Source organism: Planomonospora corallina, from assembly GCF_042650625.1.
Lineage (GTDB): Bacteria > Actinomycetota > Actinomycetes > Streptosporangiales > Streptosporangiaceae > Planomonospora_B > Planomonospora_B corallina.
Map to the genome: position 1 here is coordinate 225,634 of NZ_JBHSBM010000011.1, position 7,968 is coordinate 233,601.

The following is a 7,968-nucleotide window of genomic DNA, read 5'->3' on the forward strand; positions in this document are numbered from 1 at the left end:
AAACAATTGTCGATGCCGGGTGCGAGGGGAAAGCCGTCGCTGTTCGCTGCGGGCATGAGCGTAAAGAATCTTCAGGCGATTCCCTTTAATCACCCATATATCTCGCAGAATGAGCTCAAATACCTCACAGAGGCGCTGAACGGAAGGGGAACCTCAGGGGACGGTCCGTTCACCCACCGGGCGAGCGAACTGCTGGAGAGGATGACAGGTGCGAACAGGGCCCTGCTGACCACCTCATGCACCCACGCATTGGAGATGGCGGCGCTTCTGCTCGATCTCCGGCCCGGCGACGAGGTGATCATGCCCTCCTTCACCTTCGTCTCGACGGCGAACGCGTTCGCCCTGCGCGGGGCGGTCCCGGTCTTCCTCGACTGCAGGCCCGACACGCTGAACCTGGACGAGCGGCTGGTCGAAGCCGCGATCACTCGCCGGACGAAGGCCGTCGTGGTCGTCCACTACGCCGGCGTCGCCTGTGAGATGGACAGGATCGGCGCGATCGCGCGCCGCCATGGTCTCGCCGTGGTCGAGGACAACGCCCACGGTCTGGGCGGGTCCTACCGCGGCCGGCCGCTCGGGTCGTTCGGCGACATGGCGGCGCAGAGCTTCCACGCGACGAAGAACGTCCAGTGCGGTGAGGGCGGTGCACTGCTCCTGAACGATCCCGGCCTCGTCGCCCGCGCCGAGGTGATCCGGGAGAAGGGCACCAACCGCAGTCAGTTCTTCCGAGGGCAGGTCGACAAGTACCGGTGGGTCGACATCGGCTCCAGCTACCTGCCCTCCGACCTCCTCGCCGCGCAGCTGACGGCGCAGCTGGAGTCGTTCGACGTGATCCAGGCGCGCCGGCTCGCGGTGTGGAACGCCTACCACGCGGAACTCGCGGACTGGGCGGCGGCCAACGAGGTCGCGCAGCCGGTGGTCCCCGACGGCTGCGTCCACCCCGCGCACCTGTACTACCTGCTCCTGCCCGACCTGGCGAACCGGCAGGCGCTGATCGCGCACCTCTCGGAGCGGGGCGTGCAGGCCACGTTCCACTACCAGTCGCTGCACACCGCCCCCGCCGGGATGCGGTACGGGCGGGTGGCGGCGGGAGGCTGCCCGGTCACGGAGCAGGCCGCGGACCGGCTGGTGCGCCTGCCGCTCTTCGCGGATCTGGACGGGGAGGGCACGGCACGGGTGATCGACGCCGTCCGCTCCTACGGGGTGGTCTGATGGGACGGCACGGTGCGGCGGAGCTGCGGGCGGAGGCGTCGCCGCTGGAGTCGGCGAGGTTCGGCTGCTCGGTGGCGAGGCTGACCGTCCCGGCCGGGCACGGTTCCCTCGCGCCGGTCCGGGAGGCGCTGCTCGCCTCGGACGCCGACGTCGTCGTGCTGCGCTACCCGGCGGAGAACGTCGGCTGGTTCGCGCATCTGGCATCAGACGGCCGCGTGCCGCTGTTCGCGGGCTCCCTGGTGTACTGGAGTCTGCCCGCGGGCCGGGGACGCCGCCCGGCGCCGGCCGGCGGGCTCCGCACGGCGGCACTGGAGGAGCCGGAGACGGTCTCCGCCCTGGTCGCCGGGATATTCGCCGAGTACGGAAACCACTACGCGGCCAACCCGCTCTTCGACGGGGCCGCGGCGCTCTCGGGCTACCGGGAGTGGGCGGCCGGGGCGGCCGAGCAGGGCCGCTGCCTGGCGCTGTGGGCCGAGGGGGGCGCGGAATCGGGCGCCGCCGCAGGTGCGGCGGGTGGTGGGCGTGGGGAGGTCCTGGGACTGGCCACGGTGGCCGACGACGGCCCGCGCACGGAGATCCTCCTCGCGGGCATGGTCCCGGCGGCGCGCGGGCGTGGTCTCTACGCGCACCTGCTGCGCGCCGTCGAGGACAGGGCGCTCGGCAGGGGCGCGGCGGAGGTGGTCATCTCCACCCAGGAGCACAACACGCGGGTGCAGCGGGCGTGGGCACGCTACGGCTTCCGCCCGTCCCACGCCGTGCTCACGGTTCATATGGTCCGGAGTGGACTGCTGTGTACGCCAGGCCGCCCTGCTGCACGGGAAGGCTGACGGAGGCGGGCGGCCCGGTGCGCTCGCGCACCACGTACGTGGGCCGTCCCAGCCCGCCGCCGTGGATGCGGCCGATGTACTCGCCCAGCACCCCGATGGAGATCAGCTGGGCGGAGGAGAAGATCGCGACCATCGAGGCGACCGTGGTGAAGCCGGCCACGGTCGTGTCGCCCACGGCGAAGTTCCACAGGACCACGGCTCCCAGCACCAGCCCGATCAGGCCGGTGGCGAAGCCCAGGTAGTTCGCCACCCGCAGGGGCGCGCTGCTGTAGCCGAGCATCATGTTGACCGCGTGCCGCAGGAGCAGCCTCGGCGTGTAGTTGGACCGGCCGTGCGCGCGCTCGTCCATGTGCACCTTGACCGCACCGATCTTGGTGGTGCTCCAGGACAGCGCCACGTCGACGGAGGCGTGCGGCCCGGAGAGCGCCTCGAAGCCGTCGCGCAGGCAGGTCCGGAACGCCCGGAAGGCGCTGATCTTCTGCGCGTTGCGGACTCCCAGGACGGCGGCCATGCCGGTCTTGACCGAACGGGACGCGAGGCTGCGCAGGAGTCCGTGCTCCTCCTCGTGCGGGACGCCGTACACCAGGTCCAGCCGGTCGCCCTCGAGCGCGGCCAGCAGCAGCGGGATCTGCTCCGGGGGGTGCTGCAGGTCGTCGTCCATCGTGACGACCACGTCGAACCGCGCCTCCCTGATGCCTGCGACCAGTGCGTTGTGCTGGCCGTAGTTCCGGGACAGGCGGATCGCGCGGACGGCGTCGACCCGGCGGGCCAGGGAACGCGCCACGTCCCACGTGTCGTCGGGGCTGCCGTCGACGACGAGCACCACCTCGTGCCGTATCCCGGCCTCACGTAAAACGGGAACGATCCTGTCCACCAGGGCCGGCAATGTTTTCGCCGATCGGTAACACGGAACGACCACCGAAACTGACACTTGATTCTCCTGACTGTCGGTCGCGCTGTGACCATGGCCCGTTCCGATTTCCCGGACTTCGCCGGACGGCCATCAGGAAACCATTCAACGGAGGTTTCGCCGAATGACTCAGCTGGATGTTCGGACCTTTTCCACTGACAGATCGGATCTGCGAACGCATGCTCTGACATCGGTTCTTCGTGGACAGCGCACCACATATTTGATCGGAGGTGCCGTGACGGTCGCGGTCTATTCCGGTCTTCTTGCCCTGGGCTTACTGATCCTTGAAGGCAGGGTCCCCTACCTTTTTCTGGTGGCGGTCAGCCATCTGCTGGCCGTGATCATCGTCTATCCCTGGTACCGCCTGGTGGTGTTCCGGACGTCCCGCGACCCGTGGATCAGGGGATGCCTGCGCTTCTACGCCGTGGGCCTGAGCTTCCTGCTCGCCTCCCTGGCGGGGCTCCCGCTCCTCGTGGAGCTCGCCGGACTCCCCGTCCTCCTCGCTCAGCTCCTCGTCCTCCCGGCGAGCACCGCGCTGAGCTATGCGATCAACCGATCCTGGGCCTTCCGTGACCGGACACGGGCAAAGCGTTGGTAAAGGCCGGGGTGCCGGGACGCAAAAGCAGGGGATGAAGCGGATTCGGCCCTTCCACACTCGGTACGGCAAAGGCCGCCGCGGCCGGTCGTGCTCACCGGAGCCCCGCCGGAGCCGCCTTACCGGAGCCAAAGGGAGCTGAGAAGGGTGAAAGCGCTCGTCCTGGCGGGTGGCAGGGGCACGCGGCTGCGTCCGCTGACCCACACCTCCGCCAAACAACTGGTCCCCGTCGCCAACAAACCGGTGCTCTACTACGGGCTGGAGGCGATCCGGGACGCGGGCGTCACCAGCGTCGGGATCATCACCGGCGACACCGGAGCCGAAGTCCGGGAAGCGGTGGGCGACGGCTCGCGGTTCGGCCTCGACGTCACCTACATTCCTCAGGACGCTCCGCTCGGCCTCGCGCACTGCGTGCTGATCGCGCGGGAGTTCCTCGCCGACGACCCCTTCGTGATGTACCTCGGGGACAACTTCCTCGTCGGCGGGATCTCCGACCTGGTCGACGCGTTCCGCCGCGGTTCGTACGACGCGCAGATCCTGCTGACGAAGGTCGCGGAGCCCCAGTTCTACGGGGTCGCCGAGCTCGGCCCCGCGGGCGAGATCGTCGCGCTGCAGGAGAAACCGGCGGCCCCGCGCAGCGACCTGGCCATCGTGGGGGTCTACTCCTTCTCGCCGGCCATCCACGAGGCGGTCCGTGCGATCAGGCCGTCCGCGCGGGGCGAACTGGAGATCACGGACGCGATCCAGTGGCTGATCGGGCAGGGCCGCTCCGTCCAGTCGCACATGGTCTCCGGCTACTGGAAGGACACCGGGCGGCTCCAGGACCTGCTGGAGTGCAACCGCATGGTCCTGGAGAGCGTCGAGCCCGCCAACCGGGGAACCGTCGACGGACTGAGCGAGATCACCGGCCGGGTCGTCATCGAGCCCGGCGCGGTCGTGGAGGACTCCGTGCTCCGCGGGCCGATCGTGGTCGGCGCCGACGCGAAGATCCAGTCCTCCTACATCGGTCCCTTCACCTCGATCGGGCCGCGCTGCGTCGTGCAGGACGCCGAGGTCGAGTACTCGATCGTGCTCGACGACTCCTCCGTCCACGGCGTCTCCCGGCTCGCCCACTCGCTCATCGGCCGGAACGTCGAGGTGAGCCGCGCGGAGGGCACGCCCAACACGTACGGGCTCATGGTCGGCGACCACAGCAGGATCCAGGTGCGCGCATGAGAGTCCTCGTCACCGGCGGAGCCGGATTCATCGGCTCCCATTACGTGCGGTCGCTGCTGGGCGGCGCCTACCCGGGCTGGGAGGGGGCCCGGGTGACGGTCCTCGACAAGCTCACCTACGCGGGGAACCTCGCCAACCTCGCCCCCGTGGCCGACCACCGGGGTCACACCTTCGTCCGGGGGGACATCGCCGACGCGCGCCTCCTCGCGGAGGTCGTCCCCGGCCACGACGTGGTCGTGAACTTCGCCGCGGAGTCGCACGTCGACCGGTCCATCGCCGACGCGGGCGACTTCGTGACGACGAACGTGCTCGGCACGCAGCGGCTGCTGCAGGCGGCGCTGGAGGCCGGAGTGCGCACGTTCGTCCAGGTCTCCACGGACGAGGTGTACGGCTCGATCGCCGAGGGCTCCTGGGACGAGGACGCGCCGCTGCTCCCCAACTCGCCCTACTCGGCGGCCAAGGCCTCCGGCGACCTGCTGTGCCGGGCGTACGCCCGCACCCACGGGCTCGACGTCCGCGTCACCCGCTGCTCCAACAACTACGGCCCGTACCAGTACCCCGAGAAGGTCGTCCCGCTCTTCGTGACCAACCTGATCGACGGCCGCCCCGTCCCCCTCTACGGGGACGGCCGGAACGTCCGCGAGTGGCTGCACGTCGACGACCACTGCCGGGGCGTCCAACTCGTGCTGGAGAAGGGCTCCCCCGGGGAGGTCTACAACATCGGAGGCGGCGTCGAACTCACCAACCTGGAGCTCACCGAGCGGCTGCTCTCGATCTCCGGCGCGGGCTGGGACATGGTCGTGCGCGTCCCCGACCGGCCCGGGCACGACCTGCGGTACTCCGTGGACAGCGGCAAGATCCGGTCGCTCGGCTACGAGCCCCGCGTGGACTTCGGCGAAGGGCTGGCCGAGGTCGTGCAGTGGTACCGCGACCACCAGGAGTGGTGGCGCCCGGCCCGGCGGGCCGCATCCGTGTCATCCGTACCCGAGTCCGAGCAGGGGGAGCCGTGGACGCATCCGACATTCAGGTGACCACCGCGGTGGAGGACCGCCACTGGTGGTACAGGGAGCGCCGCGCCATCCTCGCCCGGCAGCTCCGGAGACTCGGCCGGCCCGGCAGGGCGGTGGACGTCGGCGCCGCCGGCGGCGGCAACACCAGGGTGCTGGTGGAGAAGGGCTGGGACGCGCTCGCGGTGGACTACTCCGAGACGGGCGTCGAGATCGCCCGCGCCAGAGGGCTGAACGCGATCAGGGCCGACGCGCGGGACCTCCCGCTCGACTCGGGCGTGTGCGACCTCGCCGTCGCCTTCGACATGCTGGAGCACATCGACGAGGACCACCTCGCCGCGGCGGAGATCGCCCGGGTGCTCCGGTCCGGCGGCACCGCGCTGATCGCGGTCCCCTGCGACATGGCCCTCTGGTCCGCCCACGACGAGGCGAGCGGCCACTACCGCCGCTACGACCGGCGGACCCTGACCGAGCTCATGGAGAAGGCCGGCCTCGTCGTCGACGAGCTCTGGAGCTGGAACGTCCTGCTCCGGCCCGTCGTCGCGCTGCGGCGGCGGAGCTCGACCGGATGCGATGTGACCGACATGCCGCCGCTGGTCAACGCGGCGCTGACCGCGGTCATCAGGGCCGAGCGCCACCTGCCGGTGCGGTCGCTGCCCGGCGTGTCGCTGATGCTCCGGGCGCACCGGCCTTGAGCAGGACAGAGAGGCTTCTCCGTACGATGCTTGTTCCGGACCGGGGTGATGCTGCCAGGATCCGAGCTTTGGCAGATGAGACATCTGGAACGGTGCTGAGAAACCGCCTGATCTGCCCGCAGGCGTCCCTGGCGCTCGTCGCGATCGGCTACGCCGCTGCGCAGTTCCTTCTCCTCACCCCGGATATGGGCCTCGGGCATGATGAGGCCGTCTACGCCAGCCAGTTCTCCAACAATGACAAACCAGCTGCTTACCATGCCTCCCGTGGTTGGGGCACTCCACTCCTCATCGCTCCGGTCGTCATGGTCACCGACTCGATCGTGGTTCTCCGGGGATATTTGACGGTTGTCTCCGCGCTGCTATTGTTCGGCGCGTTCCGTATCTGGTTCCCGGTACGGCCCGGCTATACAGTTCCCGCGGCGGCAGCGCTCTTCGCCGGCTGCTGGACGACCGTGCTCTATGGACACGCGGTCATGCCCAATCTCTACACAGCCTTCGGTGCCGTCGCGCTCACAGGTCTGGCACTCCGAGTCGCACTGGTAGACAAACCAGTCCGGAAGGCGGACCTGGTCATGACGGCGATCGTTGCCGCAGTCCTGCCGCTCTTCCGCCCGTCTGATGCGATGGTCATCACGGTGTCCATCGCCGGGGCGATGGCCGTCCTACTGTTTTCCTCGCGGCGTCGTGCGGTCCTCCGTGGACTGCTGGCGTTGAGCGTGGGCTCCGCAGCCGGGTTCGGTCAGTGGACTTTAGAGGCGATGTCGAGGTTCGACAATCCCATCAAGCGACTCGAAGCGGCCACCAAGAGTTTCGGAACTCCTCAATGGCTTGTGGAGCACCATGTCAGGGCGCTGGATGGACCGACGGCGTGCGGCACCGCACAGAGCGCCTGTGGCGTGGTACCCGCGGGAGGGGTCATATGGCTGATGATCGCTGCGTTGCTGGTGGCGGTCGGGGTCTTGGCCACCTGGCGATCTGGTCGAGCAGTCATCCTCGTCCCACTTGTCGTCGGATGCGGCATCGCAGTGGCCTACTTGTACTACCCGGGAATGATCGCTCCTCGATATCTGCTCCCCGGCTGGGGGCTGTGGGCGATACCGGCGGGAGAGGGGGTCGTACGGCTCGCCACTGCGTTCCAGCAGCGGATCCGGCTTGCGTACGCGGTGGCCTGCGTGTGTCTTCTACTGGGCGGCCATCTGTACCTGAACCACGGTTACACAGTGCTCAACGACAGGTTTTTGGATCTCAGTACTCGTCATGTGAAGGTGCTGGCGAAGAAAATCCGCAAGCTGGGGTTCCGGAAGCCCTGCGTCATTTACGGATGGCGGGCGGTCCAGCTCGCTCACCATCTCGACTGTGATCCTGGTGCATCTTTCTCTGGGCTCCCTCTCCCTCCGGTAACCCCGAAACCCGTTCTCGCAAAAATGAAAGCGGGTTACCATGTCATTGCAATCTACCGGGGTGACTCGGATAGGTATGTCACGGATATCACCTCCTGGCCGGAGTATCA

Annotated in this window: 8 protein-coding genes; 7 read left to right on the plus strand and 1 reads right to left on the minus strand. The window is 68.7% G+C overall.

Translation table 11 applies throughout. The features are described 5' to 3' along the window. The first annotated feature begins 54 nt into the window (after positions 1–54). Positions 55–1,209, plus strand: coding sequence for a dTDP-4-amino-4,6-dideoxygalactose transaminase (rffA, locus tag ACFOWE_RS05960; RefSeq protein WP_377285928.1), 1,155 nt, complete (start codon positions 55–57; stop codon positions 1,207–1,209). Beyond that, a complete protein-coding gene (locus tag ACFOWE_RS05965; protein ID WP_377285930.1) occupies positions 1,209–2,036 on the plus strand; it encodes a GNAT family N-acetyltransferase in 828 nt (275 codons plus the stop codon). The genes rffA and ACFOWE_RS05965 overlap by 1 nt, the downstream gene beginning before the upstream one ends. Here ACFOWE_RS05965 and ACFOWE_RS05970 read toward each other — a convergent pair. Further along, the gene (locus ACFOWE_RS05970) at positions 1,969–2,967 is read right to left on the minus strand and encodes a glycosyltransferase family 2 protein (protein WP_377285931.1); all 999 of its coding nucleotides are present in this window, start codon (positions 2,965–2,967) and stop codon (positions 1,969–1,971) included. The genes ACFOWE_RS05965 and ACFOWE_RS05970 overlap by 68 nt on opposite strands. A gap of 103 nt (positions 2,968–3,070) precedes the next feature. Here ACFOWE_RS05970 and ACFOWE_RS05975 point away from each other — a divergent pair, with 103 nt between their 5' ends. The 5 genes from ACFOWE_RS05975 to ACFOWE_RS05995 form a co-directional block, all read left to right on the plus strand. Beyond that, positions 3,071–3,544 carry a GtrA family protein gene (locus ACFOWE_RS05975; protein WP_377285932.1) on the plus strand — a complete coding sequence of 158 codons (474 nt, stop codon included), beginning with the start codon at positions 3,071–3,073 and terminating at the stop codon, positions 3,542–3,544. Positions 3,545–3,688: 144 nt separating this feature from the next. Continuing rightward, entirely contained in the window at positions 3,689–4,756 is a 1,068-nt protein-coding gene (locus ACFOWE_RS05980; protein WP_377285933.1) for a glucose-1-phosphate thymidylyltransferase, read from the plus strand. Then, positions 4,753–5,787 (plus strand): dTDP-glucose 4,6-dehydratase, encoded by a 1,035-nt coding sequence (rfbB, locus tag ACFOWE_RS05985; protein WP_377285934.1) that lies wholly within the window; start codon positions 4,753–4,755, stop codon positions 5,785–5,787. Before ACFOWE_RS05980 ends, rfbB begins: the two co-directional genes overlap by 4 nt. Then, a complete protein-coding gene (locus ACFOWE_RS05990; protein ID WP_377285935.1) occupies positions 5,763–6,458 on the plus strand; it encodes a class I SAM-dependent methyltransferase in 696 nt (231 codons plus the stop codon). The genes rfbB and ACFOWE_RS05990 overlap by 25 nt, the downstream gene beginning before the upstream one ends. Positions 6,459–6,526: 68 nt before the next feature. After that, the coding region (locus ACFOWE_RS05995; protein WP_377285936.1) for a hypothetical protein at positions 6,527–7,968 on the plus strand (1,442 nt) is incomplete at its 3' end.